The 21,926-nt window shown below is 71.2% G+C and carries 21 protein-coding genes and 5 tRNA genes; 19 read left to right on the top strand and 7 right to left on the bottom strand.

From position 1 onward, the window contains the following. Window positions 1-6: 6 nt before the first annotated feature. Window positions 7-3,681 (bottom strand): sensor histidine kinase, encoded by a 3,675-nt coding sequence (locus ACFY8O_RS00785; protein ID WP_387897529.1) that lies wholly within the window; start codon window positions 3,679-3,681, stop codon window positions 7-9. A gap of 609 nt (window positions 3,682-4,290) precedes the next feature. Here ACFY8O_RS00785 and ACFY8O_RS00780 point away from each other — a divergent pair. From ACFY8O_RS00780 to ACFY8O_RS00740, 9 genes are all read left to right on the top strand, one after another. After that, a complete protein-coding gene (locus ACFY8O_RS00780; protein ID WP_145810906.1) occupies window positions 4,291-4,473 on the top strand; it encodes a hypothetical protein in 183 nt (60 codons plus the stop codon). Between the two features lie 122 nt (window positions 4,474-4,595). Then, a complete protein-coding gene (locus ACFY8O_RS00775) occupies window positions 4,596-5,372 on the top strand; it encodes a fumarylacetoacetate hydrolase family protein (RefSeq protein ID WP_145810904.1) in 777 nt (258 codons plus the stop codon). Next, window positions 5,365-6,837 (top strand): glutamate--tRNA ligase, encoded by a 1,473-nt coding sequence (gltX, locus tag ACFY8O_RS00770; RefSeq protein ID WP_387897526.1) that lies wholly within the window; start codon window positions 5,365-5,367, stop codon window positions 6,835-6,837. The genes ACFY8O_RS00775 and gltX overlap by 8 nt, the downstream gene beginning before the upstream one ends. Window positions 6,838-6,994: 157 nt before the next feature. Continuing rightward, a complete protein-coding gene (locus tag ACFY8O_RS00765; RefSeq protein ID WP_387897523.1) occupies window positions 6,995-7,705 on the top strand; it encodes an HAD family hydrolase in 711 nt (236 codons plus the stop codon). An 85-nt stretch (window positions 7,706-7,790) separates the two neighbouring features. Next, a tRNA-Gln gene (locus ACFY8O_RS00760) sits at window positions 7,791-7,862 on the top strand. Between the two features lie 18 nt (window positions 7,863-7,880). Then, window positions 7,881-7,953 (top strand) — tRNA-Glu (locus tag ACFY8O_RS00755). An 83-nt stretch (window positions 7,954-8,036) separates the two neighbouring features. Next, window positions 8,037-8,109, top strand: a tRNA-Glu gene (locus ACFY8O_RS00750). A 12-nt stretch (window positions 8,110-8,121) separates the two neighbouring features. Next, window positions 8,122-8,193, top strand: a tRNA-Gln gene (locus tag ACFY8O_RS00745). A gap of 20 nt (window positions 8,194-8,213) precedes the next feature. After that, window positions 8,214-8,286, top strand: a tRNA-Glu gene (locus ACFY8O_RS00740). Window positions 8,287-8,536: 250 nt separating this feature from the next. On the opposite strand, the gene ndgR is transcribed toward ACFY8O_RS00740, so the two are convergent. Continuing rightward, window positions 8,537-9,253: an IclR family transcriptional regulator NdgR gene (gene ndgR, locus ACFY8O_RS00735; protein WP_014048551.1), complete on the bottom strand. Its 717-nt coding sequence runs from the start codon at window positions 9,251-9,253 to the stop codon at window positions 8,537-8,539. Between the two features lie 173 nt (window positions 9,254-9,426). Between ndgR and leuC the strand changes: the two genes are divergently transcribed. From leuC to ACFY8O_RS00715, 4 genes are all read left to right on the top strand, one after another. Next, on the top strand, window positions 9,427-10,851 hold the full coding sequence (gene leuC / locus ACFY8O_RS00730) for a 3-isopropylmalate dehydratase large subunit (protein ID WP_145810897.1): 1,425 nt from the start codon (window positions 9,427-9,429) through the stop codon (window positions 10,849-10,851). Window positions 10,852-10,856: 5 nt separating this feature from the next. Further along, a complete protein-coding gene (gene leuD, locus ACFY8O_RS00725; RefSeq protein ID WP_387897518.1) occupies window positions 10,857-11,450 on the top strand; it encodes a 3-isopropylmalate dehydratase small subunit in 594 nt (197 codons plus the stop codon). Window positions 11,451-11,554: 104 nt separating this feature from the next. Further along, window positions 11,555-11,782 (top strand): SCO5555 family protein, encoded by a 228-nt coding sequence (locus ACFY8O_RS00720; protein ID WP_145810893.1) that lies wholly within the window; start codon window positions 11,555-11,557, stop codon window positions 11,780-11,782. A gap of 141 nt (window positions 11,783-11,923) precedes the next feature. After that, window positions 11,924-12,583, top strand: a complete 660-nt coding sequence (locus ACFY8O_RS00715) for an HU family DNA-binding protein (protein ID WP_387897517.1) — start codon at window positions 11,924-11,926, stop codon at window positions 12,581-12,583. An 80-nt stretch (window positions 12,584-12,663) separates the two neighbouring features. Here ACFY8O_RS00715 and ACFY8O_RS00710 read toward each other — a convergent pair whose 3' ends face one another. Next, window positions 12,664-12,867: a hypothetical protein gene (locus ACFY8O_RS00710; protein WP_145810889.1), complete on the bottom strand. Its 204-nt coding sequence runs from the start codon at window positions 12,865-12,867 to the stop codon at window positions 12,664-12,666. A gap of 10 nt (window positions 12,868-12,877) precedes the next feature. Beyond that, complete coding sequence (cofC, locus tag ACFY8O_RS00705) at window positions 12,878-13,561, bottom strand: 2-phospho-L-lactate guanylyltransferase (protein ID WP_387897514.1); 684 nt, start codon at window positions 13,559-13,561, stop codon at window positions 12,878-12,880. A gap of 148 nt (window positions 13,562-13,709) precedes the next feature. Here cofC and ACFY8O_RS00700 point away from each other — a divergent pair, with 148 nt between their 5' ends. Genes ACFY8O_RS00700 through ACFY8O_RS00690 form a run of 3 tightly spaced genes read left to right on the top strand, consistent with a single transcriptional unit; the run spans window position 13,710 to window position 16,688 of the window. Then, entirely contained in the window at window positions 13,710-14,462 is a 753-nt protein-coding gene (locus tag ACFY8O_RS00700) for a lysophospholipid acyltransferase family protein (protein WP_387897511.1), read from the top strand. Further along, entirely contained in the window at window positions 14,459-15,469 is a 1,011-nt protein-coding gene (locus ACFY8O_RS00695; RefSeq protein WP_145810883.1) for an NAD(P)H-dependent glycerol-3-phosphate dehydrogenase, read from the top strand. Before ACFY8O_RS00700 ends, ACFY8O_RS00695 begins: the two co-directional genes overlap by 4 nt. Window positions 15,470-15,503: 34 nt before the next feature. After that, window positions 15,504-16,688, top strand: a complete 1,185-nt coding sequence (locus ACFY8O_RS00690; protein ID WP_387897508.1) for a D-alanine--D-alanine ligase family protein — start codon at window positions 15,504-15,506, stop codon at window positions 16,686-16,688. A gap of 27 nt (window positions 16,689-16,715) precedes the next feature. Here the strand turns inward: ACFY8O_RS00690 and ACFY8O_RS00685 are convergent, their stop codons facing one another. Together ACFY8O_RS00685 and ACFY8O_RS00680 are read right to left on the bottom strand one after the other, a co-directional pair. Then, entirely contained in the window at window positions 16,716-17,201 is a 486-nt protein-coding gene (locus ACFY8O_RS00685; protein WP_145810879.1) for a DUF3515 domain-containing protein, read from the bottom strand. Window positions 17,202-17,221: 20 nt separating this feature from the next. Then, window positions 17,222-17,455 (bottom strand): Lrp/AsnC family transcriptional regulator, encoded by a 234-nt coding sequence (locus ACFY8O_RS00680; RefSeq protein ID WP_145810877.1) that lies wholly within the window; start codon window positions 17,453-17,455, stop codon window positions 17,222-17,224. Between the two features lie 320 nt (window positions 17,456-17,775). Here ACFY8O_RS00680 and ACFY8O_RS00675 point away from each other — a divergent pair, with 320 nt between their 5' ends. After that, a complete protein-coding gene (locus ACFY8O_RS00675) occupies window positions 17,776-18,747 on the top strand; it encodes a thiamine-phosphate kinase (protein WP_387897505.1) in 972 nt (323 codons plus the stop codon). 10 nt (window positions 18,748-18,757) lie between these two features. Next, window positions 18,758-19,567, top strand: coding sequence for a bifunctional hydroxymethylpyrimidine kinase/phosphomethylpyrimidine kinase (gene thiD / locus ACFY8O_RS00670; protein ID WP_387897502.1), 810 nt, complete (start codon window positions 18,758-18,760; stop codon window positions 19,565-19,567). A gap of 250 nt (window positions 19,568-19,817) precedes the next feature. Here thiD and rpmB read toward each other — a convergent pair whose 3' ends face one another. Beyond that, complete coding sequence (rpmB, locus tag ACFY8O_RS00665) at window positions 19,818-20,003, bottom strand: 50S ribosomal protein L28 (RefSeq protein WP_003965989.1); 186 nt, start codon at window positions 20,001-20,003, stop codon at window positions 19,818-19,820. Window positions 20,004-20,260: 257 nt separating this feature from the next. On the opposite strand from rpmB, the gene ACFY8O_RS00660 reads away from it, so the two are divergent. Further along, window positions 20,261-21,880 carry a DAK2 domain-containing protein gene (locus tag ACFY8O_RS00660; protein WP_387897500.1) on the top strand — a complete coding sequence of 540 codons (1,620 nt, stop codon included), beginning with the start codon at window positions 20,261-20,263 and terminating at the stop codon, window positions 21,878-21,880. Window positions 21,881-21,926 lie beyond the last annotated feature (46 nt).

Here is a 21,926-nt window from a genome sequence, read left to right as displayed (position 1 = left end):
GCTCAACTAACGCTCCTGCTGGTGAGTGGGGCCGAGTTGGAAACTGCCGGTCGACGAGCCGTTGTTGGCCTGCCGTCCCTGCTGGATGCCCCGGCGGAGATTGGTCAGACGGCCGCGTACGTCATCGGGCGCACGCGAAACCTGAGGTCCGGACTGATGATTCTGCTGCTGAGCGGTGCCCGGAACCAAATTGGCACGTGGGACACGGCGGGGCAGCCCGGACGTGGTGATGCCGCCGGCGGCGGGCTTCTTGACCCGCTCCGCCTGCCGTACGAGCTCGTCGTTCGGCGAGGCGCGCCACGAACCGGTGTCCGCCGCACCACGCCTGGGCATGGACGGAGCCGGACCGCCGGCGGGCTGGGAGGCGGCTGGCGCCTGCGGTTCGGCGGCGGGCGGCTGCTGGCCACCCTGCTGCGGACCGTGGAACCAGTTCGTCTCGAGCGTGTCGTACAACGGCGTACGCCCGTCACCCGGTCCGGCCGGCGGCAGCACCTCGGGCTGCTGCGGCAGGGCGGGTCGGCGCGGCGGCTCACCCGCGGAGGGGGCCGGCGGACGGGGGGCGCCGAAGTCGGCGTTCCCGGGCTGACGCGGCGCGGGCATCTGCGGGGCCTGGGCGCCGTAGCCCTGGTCCTGCGGCCTCGGGGCGCTGAAGTCCGGGCGGGCGAACTGCGCGGTGCTCGCCGGGTCCTGTCCCTGCGGTGCCTGCGGTGCCGAGAAGTCCGGCCGGGCGAACTCCGCCGTGGCGCCGGGGCCCTGAAGGTCGTTCATCGGCGGACGCTGGTTCGGCGGGGTGAACGGCTGGTTCGGGGCGGCGGTGCCCGGCCGGGCGAACCGGCCGGAGTCGTGCTCCTCGTGACCGCGCGGAGCGTCCGGCTGCGTACGCCGCGGAGCACCCTGCTCCTCGACGCCCCAGCTGGTGGCCTGCGGACGCTGGGACTGCGGGGTGCCACCGGGGAGCTCGGCACGGGGGCCGCCGGGCGGAGGGAGCTGGCGCCCCGGACCGCCGGGCTGCTGCCGGTTGCCCTGGTCGCCCTGGCCCAGCTGGCCCTGACCGGGCTGCTGAGGCTGCCGGGCGGCCGGGCCGCTCTGCTGGCCGGAGTGGCCGAAGAGGTTCGGCCGCCCCGAGTCCGCACCGGCCGAGGGGTCCTGCTGCGGGCGGGCGCCCGGGCGGGCACCGCCGGAGAAGGCACCGGCGAGGCCGCCGCCCTGACGCGGTCCCTCGGGCCTGCCCTGGTTCGGCAGACCGGGGCCCTGCGGGCCGCCGGGCTGCTGGCCCGCGCCCTGCTGCGGCTGGCGCGGTCCGGCGGCGCCGTCGCGCGAGGGCAGCGCGGCGCGCGGGGCGGAGCCCGCACCGACCTGCCCGCGCGGGGCAGAGCCACCCAGTCCCTTGGCGGGAGCCCCCGCGGAACCGCCCAGTCCGGGCCGCTGGCCCGCGCCGGGAGCACCGCCGAGGAGGCCGCCAGGGGCACCGCCCTGCTGGCCGTTGCCCTGCTGACCCTGGCCCTGGCCGGGCTTCGGCGGCTGCTTGCCGCCGTGCGCGACCTCCATGGGCAGCATGACCAGCGCGGTCGTACCGCCGGAGTCCGAGGGGCGCAGCTGGATGCGGATGCCGTGTCGCAGGGACAGGCGGCCGACCACGAACAGACCCATGCGGCGGGAGACCGAGACGTCCACGGTGGGCGGCGAGGCGAGCCGCTCGTTGATCGCGGCGAGGTCCTCGGGGGAGAGGCCGATGCCGGTGTCGTGGATCTCGACGAGCACACGGCCGTCGGGCAGCGCGTGACCCGTGACGCGGACCTTCGTCTGCGGCGAGGAGAACGACGTGGCGTTCTCCAGCAGCTCGGCGAGGAGGTGCACGAGGTCGTTGACGACACGGCCCGCGACCTCGGTGGCGGGCACCGCGGCCAGTTCGATGCGCTCGTACTGCTCCACCTCGGAGGCGGCGGCGCGGAGCACGTCCACCAGCGGCACGGGGCGCGTCCACCGGCGTCCCGGCTCCTCACCCGCGAGGACGAGGAGGTTCTCACCGTTACGGCGCATGCGGGTCGCGAGGTGGTCGAGCTTGAAGAGGGAGGACAGCTGGTCCGGGTCGGCCTCGCGGGACTCCAGTTCGGAGATCAGCGAGAGCTGACGCTGGATGAGGCCCTGGCTGCGGCGCGAGAGGTTGGTGAACATCGCGTTGACGTTGCCTCGCAGCAGCGCCTGCTCGGCGGCCAGACGGACCGCCTCGCGGTGCACGTCGTCGAAGGCCGCGGCCACCTGGCCGATCTCGTCACGGGAGTGCACACCGACCGACTCGACGGAGGTGTCGACGTCCTGCGGGTCCGTCTCGGAGAGCTGCTTGACGAGCTCCGGCAGCCGGTCCTGGGCGACCCGCGTCGCGGTGTCCTGAAGCCTGCGCAGCGAGCGGATCATGGACCGGGCCACGACGAAGGCGCCGACCAGCGACACACCGAGGACGATCAGGATGACCGCACCGTTGAGGATCGCGTCGCGCTGCGACTCCTCGCGCAGCTCGCGGGCCTTGCTCTCCATCTCACCGAGGAGCGTCTGCTCGATGGTGCCCATGGCGTTGATCTTGTTGGAGCTCTGGTCGAACCAGTCCATGTACGTACGGGTCTTGCCGCTGCCCTCCATGCCGAGGGGGCTGTCGAGCACCTTCCTCGCGTACATGTCGGCGGCGGTGATCTCGGGATTCCCGTTGTCCAGCGGGGCCAGCAGCTCGGCGGAGCTCTTGCCCATGGACTCGTAGGTCGTCTCGAAGGTCTTGAGCGTCGTGCCGGCCTTGTTGAGCGCGTTACGGCCGAACGCCTGGTCGTTGTCGTTCAGGTGGGTCTCGTCGCTGTCACCGGCCGGCAGGGCCGCCGCGATGATCGCGCGCTCGACCGAGGCGTACTCCTTGGAGGAGGAGAAGGCCGCGAGGGCGCGGGTGCGCTTGATCATCTCGGGGTTGCTGGTCGCCTGGGCCATGTCCTGCGACAGGCTCAGCAGAGAGGTGATCAGCTGGCTGTACTGGTCGATCGTGTTGAGGCTCGGGCTGTCGGCGGCGTAGGCGTCCTTGCGGATGCTGGTGATGTTGCCCAGCTGGTTGCCGATCTGGCTGACACTCGCGTGGATGCTGTCCAGCGCCGCGTCGCCGGGGGAGTTGCCGATCTCGTCCGTGGCGTCGAAGAAGGCGGCCTTGGCGCGGTCGGTGCGCTTGCGGGGCTCGGTCACCTTGAAGTCGGTGACCTTCACGCCGTTCGACAGGGGGCCGGCCGACTGGTCGCGCTCGTTCTGCAGCGCGACCGCGAGCGCGGTCGCCTGCTTGGTCATCTTGGTGAGCAGCTGCATGTGCTCCAACTGGTCCATGTCGTTCATGGACTCGTTGATGCGCAGGCCACCGAGGGTGGTCGCGGCGACCACGGGGAGGGCGAGCAGGGAGACCAGACGCGTACTGATGCGCCAGTTGCGCAGGGCTATGCGTGAGCCCGCGCTGCTCGGGCCGGCCGGCGTGAGGGGCGCCGCGGCCTCTCCGCCTCCGGTTCCCGTCGAGCCGGAGCGCTGCGCGCGGTCGCCGCCGTCACCGGCCGGGCCGGGGTTCTGGGCGTGCTGGGGCACGGAACCGCGGTCGCTGCCGCCGCGCGGTTCCTGATCCGCCGGAGCTTCCCCTCGGCCCTGGCGGGGCTGGGGCGACCCCATGCCATCCCTCTTGAAACGTCCCTGCACTAGCGTCGCAACCTCTGGACCAGGCGTCCCTTCGCGCGTGGGCGCGGCAGGACGGTGTCGGCGTCGTGGGGCGCTGGACGCGCCCCAAGGTGGTCGTGAGTGACCGGCGTACTTCCCCCTCCCGCCGCCACTCGGCGCTGCGTTGCGCCCCTGCGCGCTGGGCCTGAAACCCGCGGCGGTGCGTGGAATTCCAGCACAGTGAAGGATCTCCAACAAGGCCCGCGTACCGGGCTGTGACCTGGATGACACGGTGTGATGGCTGCGTAACAAGACGTGGAGCGCGTACACGGTCAAAACGGTCGATCGGGGGTGATCCCCCTCCTGGATGCCGGTGTCCCAGACGCGATGATCGGGAGCGGAATGCCAGATTCAATGACGGATTGTCGGGTTTGCATCTCATGATCGTGTGCCCGTAATGCGAGATTTGTCGGCAACTTCGTGAGCAAACTCACACGATGATCGCCGTCTCATCCCGGCCACGTCGGGGAATCGGATGTTTAGCCTGACGCTTTACAGGGATAGCGAATCCGACAACCGGCGTGCCTCCGGGCGGCGCCCCAGCGACAAGGGTCCATACGGCAGATGAAGACGACGATGACGTTCCGCAACATTGCCAACCCCCGGCGCACCACGCTGGCGCACCTCGCGGACGCCGAGGCGCTGCGGGCGCCGGAGCAGCGGGAGCACGCCGTCGACCTGCCCACCCAGACGGCGAACCCGCGCCGCACCATCCTCATGGACGCCCCGGTCCCCGCCGACCGGTAGGACGGGCTCCCGGCCGTCACGGGCACGGCCGCCCCTCACGCGTACCCGTCCCCGGCCGGGCGAGGCGATAGCCTGGAGCGTCAGTCTTCAGCCAGCCAGCAAGTGAGGGGCGACAGCATCCCGTGCGCATCGCCAGGTTCTCCATCGACGGCAATGTCGCCTTCGGCGCGGTCGAGGGCGACAGCCCCGACAGCCTCGTCCTCGACATCATCAAGGGCATCCCGTACGCCGACTTCGAGCTCTCCGGGACCAAGGTCCCGCTGAAGAAGGTCCGGCTGCTCCCGCCCGTGCTCCCCAACAAGGTCGTGGCCATCGGCCGCAACTACGCGGAACACGCCGCCGAGATGGGCAACGAGGTCCCCGATGTGCCCGTCGCCTTCTTCAAGCCCACCACGTCGGTGATCGGCGCGGGCGACTCCATCGAGTTCCCCTCCTTCTCCGAGGAACTGCACCACGAGGCCGAGCTGGCCGTGGTCATCGGCCGCATGTGCCGCGAGGTTCCGCGTGAGCGCGTCAAGGACGTCATCTTCGGCTACACCTGCGCCAACGACGTCACCGCGCGTGACGTCCAGCGCCGGGAGAGCCAGTGGGCCCGGGCGAAGGGGTTCGACACTTCCTGCCCGCTCGGCCCCTGGGTGGAGACCGACGTCGACCCCGGCAACCTGGCCATCCAGGCCACGGTCAACGGCGAACAGCGCCAACTCGGCCGGACGAGCGACATGATCCGCTCCGTCGAGGACCTGATCGTCCACATCACGGAAGCCATGACGCTGCTCCCGGGTGACGTGATCCTCACGGGAACCCCCGCAGGAGTCGGACCCCTGCACGTCGGCGACGAGGTCGCCGTCACCATCGAAGGCATCGGCACTCTCACCAACAAGGTGATCAAGCGTGGTTAACGCACCCGTCCGCGTACGTTTCTGTCCCTCCCCGACCGGCAACCCCCACGTGGGCCTGGTCCGCACCGCCCTGTTCAACTGGGCCTTCGCCCGGCACCACCAGGGCACGCTGGTCTTCCGTATCGAGGACACCGACGCGGCCCGCGACTCCGAGGAGTCCTACCAGCAGCTGCTCGACTCGATGCGCTGGCTGGGCCTCGACTGGGACGAGGGCCCCGAGGTCGGCGGCCCGCACGAGCCGTACCGCCAGTCGCAGCGGATGGACCTCTACAAGGACGTCGCCGCCAAGCTCCTGGACACCGGGCACGCGTACCACTGCTACTGCACCACCGAGGAGCTCGACGCCCGCCGCGACGCCGCCCGCGCCGCCGGCAAGCCCTCGGGCTACGACGGCCACTGCCGTGACCTGAGCGACGAGCGGAAGGCGGCGTACGAGGCCGAGGGCCGCACCTCGATCGTCCGCTTCCGGATGCCCGACGAGGCGATCACCTTCACCGACCTGGTCCGCGGCGACATCACCGTCCAGCCGGAGAACGTGCCCGACTACGGCATCGTCCGTGCCAACGGTGCCCCGCTCTACACGCTGGTCAACCCGGTCGACGACGCCCTGATGGAGATCACCCACGTCCTTCGCGGCGAGGACCTGCTCTCCTCCACCCCCCGCCAGATCGCCCTCTACCGGGCGCTCGCCGAGCTGGGCATCGCCAAGAGCACCCCGGCCTTCGGTCACCTGCCGTACGTCATGGGAGAGGGCAACAAGAAGCTCTCCAAGCGTGACCCGCAGGCCTCGCTGAACCTCTACCGCGAGCGTGGCTTCCTGCCCGAGGGGCTGCTCAACTACCTCTCGCTGCTCGGCTGGTCCATCGCCGAGGACCGCGACATCTTCGGCCGTGACGAGCTGGTGGCCGCGTTCGACATCGCCGACGTCAACGCCAACCCGGCCCGCTTCGACCTGAAGAAGGCCGAGCACATCAACGCCGAGCACCTGCGGATGCTCGACGTGAAGACGTTCACCGAGGCGTGCGGGCCCTGGCTGAAGGCCCCCTTCGCGCCCTGGGCGCCCGAGGCCTTCGACGCGGAGCAGTTCGCCGAGATCGCCCCGCACGCCCAGACGCGTGTGACGGTTCTCTCGGACATCACGGCCAACGTCGACTTCCTCTTCCTGGACGAGCCCGTCCACGACGAGGCGTCCTGGGCGAAGGCCATGAAGGAGGGTTCCGACGCCCTGCTGGTCACGGCCCGCGCCGAGCTGACCGCCGCGGAGTGGAACGCGGAGGCGCTCAAGGCGGCGGTCCTCTCCGCCGGTGAGAAGCACGGCCTGAAGCTGGGCAAGGCGCAGGCCCCGGTCCGCGTTGCCGTCACGGGCCGCACGGTCGGCCTGCCGCTCTTCGAGTCCCTGGAGATCCTGGGCCGCGAGAAGACGATCGCCCGCATCGACGCCGCGCTGGCGAAGCTCGCCGCGTAGCGGGCCCAGCGCACACCGGAGGCCGGGTCCCCCACGGGGAGCCCGGCCTCCGGTCGTGCACGGCGCCGGGGCGGCCCGGGAAGCCGGCAGCGGGGTGCGGTCCACGGATTCCGGGGTTCCGGCTTCTCCGCGTTTTCGGGCGGGTAGGTTCCCGGACATGGTGATTCGCGCGGTCCTCTGGGACGTGGACGACACGATCTTCGACTACGCGGGCTCGGACCGGACCGGTCTGCTGCGGCATCTTCGGGCGGAAGGGCTGGGCGAGAGTGACGAGGACCACCACGACCGCTGGATGCGCATCGCCTCCGTCCACTGGGCGCGCGTCGCCGCCGGGGAGTCGGACTGGCCCGCGCACTGCCGGGACCGGGTGCGGGAGTTCCTGGAGGCGGAGCTGAGCGACGAGGACGCCGACGCGTGGTTCCGCCGGTACGTCGGGCACTACGAGAGCTCCTGGGAGCTCTTCCCGGACGCCGTGCCCGTCCTCGACGCACTGGCCGCCACGCACCGGCACGCGATCCTGTCGAACTCCTCCGTCGACCACCAGGAGCGGAAGCTACGGGCGCTCGGCGTGCGGGACCGTTTCGAGGCGCTGCTGTGCGCGCAGGAGCTCGGCGTCTACAAGCCGGACGCCCGGGCCTTCCGCACGGCCTGTGAGGCGCTGGAGCTGGACCCGCACGAGGTCGTCTACGTCGGGGACCAGCCAGACATCGACGCCGCCGGGGCCGTGGCCGCGGGTCTCGCCGGTGTGTGGCTGGACCGTCGCGGACGGGGCGGGCGCCCGGAGCTCGTCCGGATCACGGGGCTCGCCGAGCTCCCCGGCCTGCTGGCAGGAGATACCCGTTTTGGAGCGCCGGACACCTTCAGGTAATGTTCTTCCTGCGCCGCCCGAGCGGGCCGAAAGATCCGGCCGGGAAGCGCAGACAGAATCACAACCCTCAGGGGTTGCGTTTCAGTGGGCTATGGTGTAATTGGCAACACTACGGTTTCTGGTACCGTCATTCTAGGTTCGAGTCCTGGTAGCCCAGCGCAAGACCGAGTAACAAGCCCCCGTTGTGTAGCGGCCTAGCACGCTGCCCTCTCACGGCAGTAGCGCCGGTTCGAATCCGGTCGGGGGTACAGATCCATCCCGCGAGAACATCTGGGTCGCACCCACGTTCTTCGGTGACAACATCCGGCTGACGCCGGATGGGATCGCTAGGGCCCCCGTTGTGTAGCGGCCTAGCACGCTGCCCTCTCACGGCAGTAGCGCCGGTTCGAATCCGGTCGGGGGTACTTGTCACACCATGGGCTATGGTGTAATTGGCAACACTACGGTTTCTGGTACCGTCATTCTAGGTTCGAGTCCTGGTAGCCCAGCGCAAGTCAGCAGTAACCACGCCCCCGTTGTGTAGCGGCCTAGCACGCTGCCCTCTCACGGCAGTAGCGCCGGTTCGAATCCGGTCGGGGGTACAACAGAGCAGTGCGGCAAGGCCCTTCACTCCGGTGGAGGGCCTTCTGCGTTGTTCCGGGTGAGCAAGGGGAGTTGGGGGGCGGTGCGGCCGACTCCCGTACGGGCCCTGCCTGTTGCGGAGCGCGTGCCGGGCGTGAAGGGGGGCCGCCACGACGCTGGGGCGGCCTCTGGTGGGAGGGTGCGAGCCGAGGCGGGAGCGCGGGTGCCGCGCGGCCTCGTACGGCGAAGGGGCCTGGCCCCTCGGGGGGTTCAGCCCGTGCGGCGCAGGGCCTCGCTCAGCCGGGCGGCCGAGTCGATGACGGCCTGCGCATGCATCCGGCCCGGGTGGCGGGTGAGCCGCTCGATCGGGCCGGAGACGGACACCGCGGCGACCACCCGGTTCGAGGGGCCACGGACCGGGGCGGAGACCGAGGCCACGCCCGGCTCGCGCTCGCCGATCGACTGGGCCCAGCCGCGCCGGCGTACGCCGGAGAGGGCCGTCGCCGTGAAGCGGGCCCCCTGCAGTCCCCGGTGCAGACGCTCCGGCTCCTCCCAGGCCATCAGGATCTGGGCGGAGGAACCCGCCTTCATGGTGAGGGTGGAGCCGACCGGCACGGTGTCCCGCAGTCCGGACAGGCGCTCCGCCGCCGCCACGCAGATGCGCATGTCGCCCTGCCGCCGGTAGAGCTGCGCGCTCTCGCCCGTGATGTCGCGCAGGTGTGTGAGTACGGGTCCGGCCGTCGCCAGGAGGCGGTCCTCGCCGGCCGCGGCCGCGAGCTCCGCGAGCCGGGGGCCGAGAATGAAACGGCCCTGCATGTCCCTCGCCACCATGCGGTGGTGTTCGAGTGCCACGGCCAGTCGGTGTGCCGTCGGCCGTGCGAGCCCTGTCGCCGCGACCAGCCCGGCGAGGGTGGCCGGACCGGACTCCAGGGCGCTCAATACCAGAGCTGCCTTGTCGAGAACGCCGACGCCGCTAGAGTTGTCCATACGACGATACTCGCGTCTCACTCTGTGAAACGCAAGTTCAATTTTCCCCGAAAGTTGCGAACCTGTACGTGCGGCCGTACAACGGCCCACAGCCACCGCCCCGCTCGGGGGTCCGGACGGCGGCACCCGAATCTCTAGTTGGGCCGGCGAGGATGCCGGCCGGAGGGAAAGCGATGGGTAGGACACTCGCGGAGAAGGTCTGGGACGACCACGTCGTCCGGCGCGCCGATGGCGAGCCCGACCTCCTCTTCATCGATCTGCACCTGCTGCACGAGGTGACCAGCCCGCAGGCGTTCGACGGCCTGCGCCAGGCGGGCCGCCGGGTGCGGCGACTCGACCTCACCATCGCCACCGAGGACCACAACACCCCGACCCTCGACATCGACAAGCCGATCGCCGACCCGGTCTCCCGCGCCCAGCTGGAGACCCTGCGCAAGAACTGCGCGGAGTTCGGCGTGCGGCTGCACCCGCTGGGTGACGTCGAGCAGGGCGTCGTGCACGTGGTCGGCCCGCAGCTCGGCCTGACCCAGCCCGGCACCACGGTGGTCTGCGGCGACTCGCACACCTCCACCCACGGCGCGTTCGGCGCCCTGGCCTTCGGCATCGGCACCAGCCAGGTCGAGCACGTGCTGGCGACCCAGACGCTGCCGCTCGCCCGCCCGAAGACCATGGCGATCACCGTCGAGGGCGAACTCCCCGACAGCGTCACCGCCAAGGACCTGATCCTGGCCATCATCGCCCGGATCGGCACCGGCGGCGGACAGGGCTACATCCTCGAATACCGCGGCCCCGCCATCGAGAAGCTCTCGATGGAGGCCCGGATGACCATCTGCAACATGTCGATCGAGGCCGGCGCCCGCGCGGGCATGATCGCCCCCGACGAGACCACCTTCTCCTACCTGAAGGGCCGCGACCACGCGCCCGAGGGCAAGGACTGGGACGCGGCGGTGGAGTACTGGAAGACGCTGCGCACCGACGACGACGCCGTCTTCGACGCCGAGGTCGTCATCGACGGCACCGCACTCGCGCCGTTCGTCACCTGGGGCACCAACCCGGGCCAGGGCGCGCCGCTGTCCGCCAACGTCCCCGACCCCGCTTCGTACGAGGACGCCTCGGAGCGCAACGCCGCCGAAAAGGCGCTGGAGTACATGGGGTTGACCGCGGGACAGCCGCTGCGCGAGATCAGCGTCGACACGGTCTTCGTAGGTTCCTGCACCAACGGACGCATCGAGGACCTGCGCAACGCGGCCTCGATCCTGGACGGCCGCAAAGTCGCCGACGGCGTACGGATGCTGGTCGTCCCGGGTTCCGTCCGGGTCGCGCTCCAGGCCGTCGAGGAGGGCCTGGACAAGGTCTTCACCGCCGCCGGCGCCGAATGGCGGCACGCGGGCTGCTCGATGTGCCTCGGCATGAACCCCGACCAGCTGGCCCCCGGTGAGCGCTCCGCCTCCACCTCGAACCGCAACTTCGAGGGCCGGCAGGGCAAGGGCGGCCGTACCCACCTGGTCTCCCCGCAGGTCGCCGCCGCCACCGCCGTGCTGGGCCATCTGGCCTCGCCCGCCGATCTGTCCGACGTCCGTACGCCCGCCGGAGTCTGAGAGCCATGGAAGCATTCACCGCACACACCGGCCGTGCCGTCCCGCTGCGCCGCAGCAACGTCGACACCGACCAGATCATCCCCGCGCACTGGCTGAAGAAGGTCACCCGCGACGGCTTCGAGGACGGGCTCTTCGAGGCCTGGCGCAGGGACGAGAACTTCATCCTCAACCGCCCCGAGCGCAAGGGCGCCTCGGTTCTGGTCGCCGGTCCGGACTTCGGCACGGGTTCCTCCCGTGAGCACGCCGTCTGGGCCCTCCAGAACTACGGTTTCAAGGCCGTCATCTCCTCGCGGTTCGCGGACATCTTCCGGGGCAACTCCCTGAAGAACGGTCTGTTGACCGTCGTCCTCAACCAGAAGGTCGTCGACGCGCTGTGGGACCTGACGGAGGCCGACCCTACGGCCGAGATCACGGTCGACCTGGAGAAGAGGCAGGTTCTCGCGGAGGGCGTCACGGCCGACTTCGAGCTCGACGAGAACGCCCGCTGGCGACTGCTGAACGGTCTCGACGACATCAGCCTCACCCTTCAGAACGAAGCGGACATTGCGACTTATGAGGCGGCCAGGCCGTCGCACAAGCCGCGTACAATTGTTGCCTGAGCAGCGCTTTTCCCGAACTGCGCCCCCTGCCCGACGGCAGGGGGCGCAGTCGCTTGTTGAGACCCCCTCGGGCGACAACTCGCCCCAGATGGCACAATCGGTGCATGGAACGCGACAGCCAACTCGAGCTCTATGGCCACGTCGCCGACCGATTGAAAGAAGCGCACGCAAGAGTGCGCTCACTGCAAGTCCCGGAGGGCGTACGGATGGCGCTGTCCCGGAAGCTGTTGGCCGTCACGGCCGCGGCTAAGCACGATCTCCCAGGCGCGGCAAGACGTCTGGACCGTTTGATGAAGGACCTCGACGAGGGCCGATTCCCCGAAGGTGACTGACTCTGCGGACGGCGCAGCGGTCGACTTCGTTGCGGCACTAGGGTGATTAGCCCGTTTCGTGTTTGATTTGCGGTATATATCTGCCTAACGTGCGAAAAAGCCTGAACAGTTTGTTCCGGCAATGTCTCCGAAGGGGAAGACGTGAACAAGGCGCAGCTCGTAGAAGCGATTGCCGACAAGGTCGGCGGCCGTCAGCAGGCCGCGGACGCCGTCGACGTGGTACTCGACGCGATCGTCCGCGCGGTTGTCGCGGGGGACCGGGTCTCGGTCACCGGCTTCGGCTCGTTCGAGAAGGTCGACCGCCCCGCCCGGTACGCCCGCAACCCGCAGACCGGCGAGCGCGTCCGGGTCAAGAAGACCTCCGTGCCCCGTTTCCGTGCGGGACAGGGCTTCAAGGACCTGGTGAGCGGCTCGAAGAAGCTCCCCAAGGGCGGCGAGGTCTCCGTCAAGAAGGCCCCCAAGGGCAGCCTCTCGGGCGGTTCTTCCACCCGGACGACGGCCAAGGCCGCCGCGAAGAAGGCCACCGCCAAGAAGGCCACGGCGCGCAAGACCACCGCCGCGGCGGCGAAGAAGACGACCGCGGCCAAGACGACCGCCGCGAAGAAGACCACCACGGCGGCCAAGAAGACCACCACCGCGGCGGCGAAGAAGGCGACCCCGGCGAAGAAGACGACCGCCACGAAGAAGACCGTCGCCGCGAAGACCGCGCCCGCCAAGAAGACCACGGCGAAGAAGGCGCCCGCGAAGAAGACCACGGCGCGCAAGACCACGGCCAAGAAGGCCACCGCACGCAAGAAGTGAGACCGGGCACCGCTCGTTCTCGTACGCGCCGGGCCGGGCTCCCCTCGGGGAGCCCGGCCCGCGGGCTGTTCAGGGGCCTCTCAGAGCGTCTGGAGCGTCACCAGGGTGATCCGCAGCGCGGGTGCCTCGCCCTCGGTCTCGATCCGCACCCGCTGCCCCGGACGCAGCAGCCGGAGCCCGCCCGCGTCGAAGGCGGGCGCGTCGAAGTCCACCGGGGTGCCGTCGTCGAGAAGCACGCTGCCGGTGCGGGTCTCGGGGTCGTACGTGAACGAGGTCGCCTGCATGAGCGGCAGCCTATCGGTCCCCGGCGGCCACCAGCGGGGCCGCGGGACCCGCGGTGAACCGCCCCACCCCCAGCGCGAGCGCCGCCGCCAGATCCTCGCCCGTGTCCACGTCCCTGCGGACCGAATCGAGTCCGGGCAGCACGATCTCCACCGCGCCCGAGGCCAGATGCCGCGCCCGGGACGCCCCGCCGAAAGCCGGCCGCAATTCCACCCCCGGCGCCGCGGAAAGGAAAGTGGTGCCGATTCCCTGGGCATCGCAGACAAATGCACGGGGAAATTCAGTGGCGAAATCGAGCACCCGCGCCAATTCCTCCGGGCGCAGAGCGGGGAGATCCGCGTTGAGCGCCGCGACCGCCGCCGCCCCGTGCCGCGCCCGCACCGCACGCGCGCCGTGCTCCAGCGCGGCGTTGAGACCGGCCGCCGGAACGTCGGGCACCATACGCGCGCCCAGGGCGGTCAGAGCCGCACCGGCCACCGGGTCGTCCGTGACGACCACCACATCCCCCACCGCCCGGCAGGACAACGCCGCCGCCACGGTGTCCTGGGCGAACGCCAGGGCCAGGCGGGGACGCAGATCTCCGCCCACGGCCCGGCCCAGCCTGCTCTTGGCCCGTGCGAGCGGTTTCAGCGGGACGACCAGGGACCAGGGGCCGGTCGGGTCGGTGTTCGTGGCGATCTCCCCCTCCGTACGCATCAGGACTTATTCTCGCCTGCCGGTACGACAACCCGGAGGCCCGCCCCCACGGGTGAGGCGTACGGTGTTCTCCACACAGCAGGGGCCCCGGACGGGCAGCAGTGCCGCCGCCCCCGCAGCAGGTCAGTCCCTAAAGGAAGGCGTCCGAGTGTCCCGCCCCAGAATCGGCTTCTGGTACCGCCTGGCTGCGGTCATCGCAAAACCGCCCCTGGTGGTTCTGTTCAAGCGCGACTGGCGGGGAAGGGAACACATTCCGGCCGAGGGCGGATTCATCACGGCGGTCAATCACAACTCGTATCTGGACCCGCTGTCCTACGGCCACTTCCAGTACAACACCGGACGCGTCCCGCGGCTGCTGGCCAAGGCGGGACTGTTCAGGACCCCGTTCGTCGGGATGATCCTGCGCGGCACCGGGCAGATCCCCGTCTACCGCGAGTCGACCAACGCCCTGGACGCCTTCCGTGCCGCCGTCGACGCCATCGAGCGGGGCGAGTGCGTCGCCTTCTACCCCGAGGGCACGCTCACCCGGGACCCCGACATGTGGCCGATGGCCGGCAAGACCGGCGCCGCCCGCGTCGCGCTGATGACCAAGGCCCCCGTCATCCCCGTCGCCCAGTGGGGCGCCAACCTCGTGATGCCGCCGTACGCCAAGAAGAACAAGCTCCGGCTCTTCCCCCGCAAGACCCTGGTGGTCCAGGCGGGCCCGCCCGTCGACCTCTCCCGCTACTACGGACTCGAGGCGACCCCCGACGTCCTGCGCCAGGCGACCGAGACCATCATGGCCGCGGTCACCGCCCAGCTGGAGGAGATCCGCGGCGAGAAGGCGCCCGCCGAGCTCTACGATCACCGCAAGGCCCGTGCTGAACAGCGGCGCAAGGCAGAGGGAAAGGGATCCACGTGACGCACCCCGCCAAGGCTGCCGTCTTCGGAACCGGCTCATGGGGTACGGCCTTCGCCATGATCCTCGCCGACGCCGGCTGCGAGGTCACCCTCTGGGGGCGCCGCGCCGAGGTGGCCGAGGCCGTCAACCGGACGCGCACCAACCCGCAGTACCTGCCGGGAATTGAGCTCCCCGCCTCGATCAGGGCCACCACCGACGCCGCCGAGGCGCTGCGCGGCGCCGACTTCGCGGTCCTCGCGGTGCCCTCCCAGACACTGCGCGCCAACCTCGCCGCCTGGACCCCGCACCTGGAGCCCCGGACGGTCCTCGTCTCCCTCATGAAGGGCGTCGAACTCGGCACGGCCAAGCGGATGAGCGAGGTGATCGAGGACGTCACGGCGGTCCCGGCGGACCGCATCGCCGTCGTCACCGGCCCCAACCTCGCCAAGGAGATCGCCGAACGCCGCCCCGCCGCGGCCGTCGTCGCCTGCTGCGACGAGAGCGTCGCCCAGCGGCTCCAGGCCGCCTGCCACACTCCGTACTTCCGGCCGTACACCAACACGGACGTCGTCGGCTGCGAACTCGGCGGCGCCGTGAAGAACGTCATCGGCCTCGCCGTGGGCATCGCCGACGGGATGGGCCTCGGCGACAACGCCAAGGGCTCGCTCATCACCCGCGGGCTCGCCGAGACCACCCGCCTGGGACTCGCGATGGGCGCCGACCCGCTCACCTTCTCCGGGCTGGCCGGACTGGGCGACCTGGTCGCCACGTGCTCCTCGCCGCTGTCGCGCAACCACACCTTCGGTACCAACCTCGGACGGGGGATGACGCTCCAGGAGACGGTCGCCGTCACCAGCCAGACCGCCGAGGGCGTCAAGTCCTGCGAATCGGTGCTCGATCTGGCACGCAGGCACGGCGTCGACATGCCGATCACGGAGACGGTCGTCGGCATCGTCCACGAGGGCAAGCCGCCGGTGGTCGCGCTCAAGGAGCTGATGTCGCGCAGCGCCAAGCCCGAGCGGCGCTGACTCGAGCCCTACCAGCAGGTACGCTCATCGCGATATGAGCAGCCAGAACCTCCCCCAGAGCCCTGAGAGCCCCCTGAGCTCCGAGCAGAGCTCCGCGCCGGGCCGCAAGCCGCGCGTGGCCGTCGTGTTCGGTGGCCGCAGCTCCGAACACGGCATCTCGGTCGTCACGGCCGGTGCCATCATGAGCGCCATCGACCGGACGAAGTACGACGTCCTGCCGATCGGCATCACCAGGGACGGACGTTGGGCCCTCACGTCCGACGACCCGGCCCGCATGGCCATCACGGACCGGCAGGTGCCGGACGTGGAGCAGCTCGCCGAGTCCGCGCACGGGTCCGTGACGCTCTCCGTCGACCCGGGCAACCGCGACGTCGTCGTGGGCGAACCCGGTGCGGTGCCCACGGCCCTCGGAGAGGTCGACGTCGTCTTCCCGATGCTCCACGGCCCCTACGGCGAGGACGGCACGCTCCAGGGGCTCCTGGAGCTCTCCGGTGTGCCGTACGTCGGCGCCGGTGTCCTGTCCTCGGCCGTCGGCCAGGACAAGGAGTACATGAAGCGGGTGTTCGTCTCCTTCGGCCTGCCGGTCGGTCCGTACGAGGTCGTGCGGCCCCGCGAGTGGGAGTCGGACCGCCCCGCGGCCCGCAAGCGCATCATGGAGTTCGCCGCCGAGCACGGCTGGCCGCTCTTCGTGAAGCCCGCCCGCGGCGGCTCCTCCATGGGCATCACCAAGGTCGACGACCCCTCGGGGCTCGACGAGGCGATCGAGGAGGCCCGGCGTCACGACCCCAAGTTCCTCGTGGAGTCCCTGCTGCGCGGCCGGGAGATCGAGTGCGGCGTCCTGGAGTTCGAGGACGGTCCGCGCGCCAGTGTGCCCGCCGAGATCCCGCCCGTGACCGCGCACGACTTCTACGACTTCGAGGCCAAGTACATCGACTCGGCCGCCGGTCTCGTGCCCGCGCCGCTCACCGACGAGCAGACCGCCGAGGTCCAGCGGCTGGCCGTCGACGCCTTCGAGGCCGCCTCCTGCGAGGGGCTGGTGCGCGCGGACTTCTTCCTCACCGAGGACGGCACGTTCGTCATCAACGAGATCAACACCATGCCGGGGTTCACACCGATCTCCATGTACCCGCGCATGTGGCAGGCGAGCGGGGTGGACTACCCGGAGCTGGTGGACCGGCTGATCACGTCCGCGCTGAACCGCTCCACGGGCCTGCGCTGACGCGGGTCCGCCCCCACCGGCCGGCTGTCAGAGACTGTCGGGGACCGTCTTCCTCACGGGTACGGCGAACGCCGACAGAGGGGTGATGTCATGGGCGTACTCCGCCCCGAGCGTCACCTCGACGTACGCCTTGCGGTAGGTGGTCGTGAACCGCGGACCGGCGTCATCGCGCTGCTCCAGCAGCCAGTTGACGCCGTCCGCGTCCACACCCTTGGCCTGGGAATCATCCATCCGTGCGGGCCGGGGGACCCCGCAGCGCAGTACGATCGCCCCGTCCCCCCAGCCGGCGGTCAGGTCCGAAGCCGGTGAGGGATCGCTCCGCTCCAGACCGGCGACGTTCTCCGGCAGCACCTCGTGCAGTGCCTCGCAGTACCCGGCGGCCTCCGACGACGGCGTGGGAACCGTCACCGAGGGCTGTCCGCCGGAGGAACAGCCCGCCGCCGTCAGGACGAACAGGGCGGCGGACGGTGCGAGAACGCGGGATCTGGGGGACCGGCGGCGGGTGTGAGTCACCGGACCAGCGTAGACAGGGGTCAGAGGTGGACGACCGGGCAGGTCAGCGTACGCGTGATGCCGTCCACCTGCTGGACCTTGGCGACCACCATGCGGCCGAGCGCGTCCACCGTGTCGGCCTGTGCGCGCACGATCACGTCGTAGGGGCCTGTGACGTCCTCTGCCTGCATCACTCCCGGGAGCTTGGCGATGGTCTCGGCGACGATCGACGCCTTGCCCACCTCGGTCTGGATAAGGATGTACGCCTGTACCACGGAACCTCCAGGGCGGCCACGAGGATCATGTGGGGGAAAGGGACGCCACGTTATCGCGTTGCCCCGGGCCGAGGGGAGACCTACGGGCCGGTCGACGTCCACAGCGTGGCGCGTGCACCGCGGAAGTTGACGTATCTCTTGACGGTACCGACAGCAGTTGGGGCTCGCGACCGCAAGCCCACCGAGGCGGAAGGGGGACGGTCATGTCTGCACGTCCCGGGGCCACGGCCCCTCGTGGGCCCTTCGCCCACGGTCCGGGTCTCCGGCCGCCGAAGCAGCCCGGACAGGTGTCCGGTGCGATAGATGAGAGGTGAGACTCGGTGAAGGGAACCGTGGGCGAGTTGGGGGAGTTCGGGCTCATCAGAGAGCTCACGTCCCGGCTCACCACCACTCCGGCGGTACGGCTGGGACCCGGCGACGACGCCGCGGTCGTCGCCGCTCCCGACCGCAGGGTCGTGGCCAGTACGGACATCCTGCTGGAAGGGCGGCACTTCCGCCGCGACTGGTCGACGGCGTACGACGTCGGCCGCAAGGCGGCGGCCCAGAACCTCGCCGACATCGCGGCCATGGGCGCCGTGCCCACCGCGCTGCTGCTCGGCCTCGTCGTACCGGCCGATCTGCCGGTCACCTGGGCCGCCGAGCTGATGGACGGCCTGCGCGACGAGTGCCAGGTCGCCGGGGCGGCCGTCGTCGGCGGTGACGTCGTCGGGGGCGACACCATCACCGTCTCGATCACCGCGCTCGGCGACCTGCGCAACCACGAGCCCGTCACCCGGGCCGGCGCCCGGCCCGGCGACGTCGTGGCCGTCACCGGCTGGCTCGGCTGGTCCGCCGCAGGATTCGCCGTGCTCTCGCGGGGGTTCCGCTCGCCGCGCGCCTTCGTCGAGGCCCACCGGCGCCCCGAACCGCCGTACCACGCGGGCCCGGCGGCGGCGGGCCTGGGCGCCACCGCCATGACTGACGTCAGCGACGGACTGGTCGCCGACCTCGGGCACATCGCCGAGGCCAGCAAGGTCCGCATCGACCTGCGGTCGGGGCTCATCGACATCCCCTCGCAGATGTCCGACATCGGACAGGCCGTCGGGGTCGACCCGCTGCAGTGGGTGCTCACCGGGGGAGAGGACCACGCGATCGTGGCGACCTTCCCCGCCGACGTGAAGCTCCCCGCCCGGTGGAAGGTCATCGGCGAGGTCCTCAACCCGTCGGCGCTGCCCCAGGTCACCGTCGACGGGGCGCCCTGGACGAGCAAGGGCGGCTGGGACCATTTCGGATCCATCGAGGACGCCCAGTAGATTCCGGGGCATGACCGCACCCGCGCCGATACCGCCCCGTGTCCTCACCGTCGCCGGATCAGACTCCGGCGGCGGTGCGGGCATCCAGGCCGACCTGAAGACGATGCTGGCCCTCGGCACCCACGGCATGAGCGTGCTGACCGCCGTGACGGCCCAGAACTCGCTCGGGGTCCAGGGAGCCTGGGAACTGCCGGCGGACGCCGTACGCGCCCAGTACCGCAGCGTCGTCGACGACATCGGCGTCCAGGCGGTGAAGACCGGCATGCTGTCCTCGGCCGCGCTCGTCGACACCGTCGCGGACCTCCTCGCGGGAACCGGCGCCCCCGTCGTCGTCGACCCCGTCGGGGTCTCCAAGCACGGGGACGCGCTGCTGGCCGCCGAGGCCCTCGACTCCGTCCGCACGCGGCTGCTGCCCGTCGCCACGGTCGCCACCCCGAACCTCGACGAGGTCGCCCAGCTCACCGGCGTCACCGTCACCGACGAGGCCGGGATGCGCCGGGCCGCCGCGGAGATCCTCGCCTTCGGGCCCCGCTGGGTGGTGATCAAGGGCGGTCACCTCCCAGGCGACGCCGTGGACCTGCTGACGGACGGCGACGAGGAGCACTGGCTGCGCGCCCCGAGGCTGGACAACCGGCACACCCACGGCACGGGCTGCACCCTCGCCTCCGCCATCGCCTGCGGACTCGCCCGGGGCGAGGACGTCCCGGCCGCCGTACGGGGCGCGAAAGAGTACGTCACCGGCGCGATCCGGGCCGGCTTCGCGCTGGGCGGCGGCATCGGCCCCGTCGACCACGGCTGGCTCACCCGCCCCGCCGGCTGAACCCGGTGCGCGGCGCCGTCGCGGTCCGGGCCCCGGCGGCCCGGCCGGCGGCCAGGAGCGCACCGGGTGGCGACGAGCCGCCCGCCGGGTGCGAGGACAAGGGGCCCAGCTCCGGCGAGGGCGTCCAGGACCGAGCGGGGGGAGGCGAAGCTCCTCGGGGGCACGGCTCGCGCGGAGCACAGCAAAAAGCCGGCCCACCGAGGTGGACCGGCTTTTTGGGCAACCGGAAGGCTGCGCTACGACGGGGACGTCAGCGCGCGACCTTGCCGGCCTTGATGCACGAGGTGCAGACGTTGAGCCGCTTCGGCGTCCGACCGACCACGGCACGCACGCGCTGGATGTTGGGATTCCAGCGACGGGACGTACGGCGGTGCGAGTGCGAAATGCTGTTGCCGAAGCTCGGCCCCTTGCCGCAAACGTCGCAGTTGGCAGCCACGGGTCACTCCAAAGACTTCAGATGCACTTACAGTGAATTCCGGCGCGCCGGAATCATTTTACTGAAGTGGCGGTACCGGAGGGATTGGCCCGACTCTCGTCGGGCAACCGGAGCAGCATACAACGGCTGCGTCGGAGATACGAAACTACCACGGCTCCCCGAGCACTCCGTCCCGCACCTGTGCCCGCCCGGCCTGCGGACGAGGGCTACTCTGCGGTGCAGCCAGCCCCCCACGGCCGCCCCAAGGAGGACCAACGGTGCCGCAGTCCCCCGACGTTCTCGACGCCGTCGCGGTGCGCACCTGGTGCTCACTGGCCCTGGAGGCCCTCGGCCGCGAGCGGGCGGCGATCGACGCCATCAACGTCTACCCGGTCGCCGACGGGGACACCGGCACCAACCTGTACCTGACCGTGGAGTCCGCCGCGGCGGCCGTCGAAGCGGTCTTCGCCGCCCACGAGACCGGCTCCACCGCCCCCGGCACCGCGGACGCCGTACGCGCCATGGCCCACGGGGCCCTGATCGGCGCCCGCGGGAACTCCGGCACCATCCTGGCCCAGCTGCTGCGCGGGATGGCGGGGGTGCTGGCCGAGGCGGGTGACGCGGATCATGTGCGCACCGCCCTGGAGGAGGCCGCCGCCGCGGCCCGGCTCGCAGTCGCCCACCCCGTCGAAGGCACGGTCCTGACCGTCGCCACCGCCGCCGCGGTGGCGGCCGGTGCCACCGCCGGCGCCCGCCTCACGGACGTGCTCGACGCGGCGTACGAAGGTGCGCGGGACGCCCTCGCCGAGACACCGGGCCAGCTCGCCGTCCTCGGGAGGGCCGGTGTCGTGGACGCCGGCGGGCAGGGCCTGGTGGCCGTGCTCGGGGCGCTGCTGGAAGCGGCCGGCGGACGGCGCAGGGAGCGCCCGGACCGGCCCGCACCCGAGGCCCTGCCGCTGACCGGCGACTGCGCGGAGGCGGGCCCGGACGGAGGCCCGGCCTTCGAGGTCATCTACCTCCTGGAGGCCGCCGACGAGGCGGTCGACCGCCTGCGGAGCAGGCTCGACGCCCTGGGGGACTCCCTGGTCGTGGTCGGCGGGGACGGCCTGTGGAACGTCCACGTCCACGTCGACGACGCCGGGGCGGCCGTGGAGGCGGGCGTCGAGGCGGGCCGGCCGTACCGCATCCGGATCACCCACTTCGCCGCCGACCGGATCAGGGCCGACCGGGACCCAGTGCAGCGCGCGGTCGTCGCCGTCGTCCCCGGCGACGGCCTCTCCGAGCTGTGCGCCGAGGCCGGGGCGACCACCGTGTTGGCCCGCCCCGGCGAACCCCCCGCCAGCGGCGAACTGGTGGACGCGATCCGCCGGGCCCATGCCCGCGAGGTCGTCCTGCTGCCCAACGACGCGCTGCTGCGCCACACCGCCGCCGCTGCCGCCGAGCAGGCCAGGGCCGAAGGCGTCCGCGTCGCGCTGGTCCCCACCCGCGCCGCCGTGCAGGGCATCGCCGCCCTCGCCGTCCACGAACCCGGCCGCAGCTTCGACGAGGACGTCGTCGCCATGACGGCGGCGGCCGGCGCCACCCGGTACGCCGAACTGGCCGTCGCCGAGCACCGGTCGTGGACCATGGCGGGCATCTGCCAGGCAGGCGACATCCTCGGCCTGATCGACGGCGACGTCGCCGTCATCGGCGAGGACGTCCAGGCCACGGCCCGTACGGTCCTGGACCGGATGCTGTCGGCCGGCGGCGAACTCGTCACCCTGATCCTGGGCGAGGACGTGCCCGACTCCCTGGCCGAGGAACTCGGCGAGCACGTCCGGGACGGCTATCTGGCCGTCGACACGGTCGTCTACCGGGGCGGACACCAGGCGGCACCCCTGCTGATCGGCGTCGAGTGACACCCCGCGCCGCGCTGTGCCCGCCACCGTCTGTCAGTGGCGTGGT

Source organism: Streptomyces argenteolus (assembly GCF_042902585.1).
GTDB classification, from domain to species: domain Bacteria; phylum Actinomycetota; class Actinomycetes; order Streptomycetales; family Streptomycetaceae; genus Streptomyces; species Streptomyces argenteolus.
Note: the sequence above shows the minus strand (reverse complement) of the source record. Positions and strands in the feature narration are given on the sequence as shown.

Coding starts and splice junctions, on each gene's coding strand:
- cofC (WP_387897514.1), bottom strand. CDS start 13,561: ATGCGTACGGAGGGGGAGATCGCCACGAACACCGACCCGACCGGCCCC.
- thiD (WP_387897502.1), top strand. CDS start 18,758: ATGACCGCACCCGCGCCGATACCGCCCCGTGTCCTCACCGTCGCCGGA.
- ACFY8O_RS00785 (WP_387897529.1), bottom strand. CDS start 3,681: ATGGGGTCGCCCCAGCCCCGCCAGGGCCGAGGGGAAGCTCCGGCGGAT.
- ACFY8O_RS00690 (WP_387897508.1), top strand. CDS start 15,504: ATGAGCAGCCAGAACCTCCCCCAGAGCCCTGAGAGCCCCCTGAGCTCC.
- leuD (WP_387897518.1), top strand. CDS start 10,857: ATGGAAGCATTCACCGCACACACCGGCCGTGCCGTCCCGCTGCGCCGC.
- leuC (WP_145810897.1), top strand. CDS start 9,427: ATGGGTAGGACACTCGCGGAGAAGGTCTGGGACGACCACGTCGTCCGG.
- ACFY8O_RS00710 (WP_145810889.1), bottom strand. CDS start 12,867: ATGCAGGCGACCTCGTTCACGTACGACCCCGAGACCCGCACCGGCAGC.
- ndgR (WP_014048551.1), bottom strand. CDS start 9,253: ATGGACAACTCTAGCGGCGTCGGCGTTCTCGACAAGGCAGCTCTGGTA.
- ACFY8O_RS00780 (WP_145810906.1), top strand. CDS start 4,291: ATGAAGACGACGATGACGTTCCGCAACATTGCCAACCCCCGGCGCACC.
- ACFY8O_RS00765 (WP_387897523.1), top strand. CDS start 6,995: ATGGTGATTCGCGCGGTCCTCTGGGACGTGGACGACACGATCTTCGAC.
- ACFY8O_RS00720 (WP_145810893.1), top strand. CDS start 11,555: ATGGAACGCGACAGCCAACTCGAGCTCTATGGCCACGTCGCCGACCGA.